The sequence below is a fragment of the Pseudomonas persica genome (genome assembly GCF_900291015.1).
Lineage (GTDB): Bacteria > Pseudomonadota > Gammaproteobacteria > Pseudomonadales > Pseudomonadaceae > Aquipseudomonas.
In genome coordinates this window covers 1-256 of record NZ_OLKL01000233.1, presented here as the reverse complement: position 1 = coordinate 256, position 256 = coordinate 1, and the positions used below count along the sequence as shown (strand labels likewise).

Annotated in this window: 1 protein-coding gene; it reads left to right on the top strand. The window is 68.0% G+C overall.

Going from position 1 to position 256, the window contains the following annotated elements:
- Window positions 1–10: 10 nt before the first annotated feature.
- A partial coding sequence (locus FQ664_RS26400; protein WP_218570441.1) for a GNAT family N-acetyltransferase occupies window positions 11–256 on the top strand: 246 nt, incomplete at its 3' end.

Below are 256 nucleotides of genomic sequence, written 5' to 3'. Positions count from 1 at the left end.
AGGCTGCACCATGTCGTTGTCTATCCGCCGCGCCACCCTCGCCGACGTCGACGCGCTGTCGGCGATCGCCATCGAGACCTATACCGAAACCTGGGGCGATTCCTATCCGCCGCAGGATCTGCACGCGTTCCTGCAGGATCACTACGGCACCGAGCCGCAGCGAGCGGAACTGTCCGACCCGCGCAGCGCGGTGTGGCTGCTGCTGGAGGGTGAGACGGTGGTGGGCTATCTGGCCGCCGGCGCCAACACCCTGCCG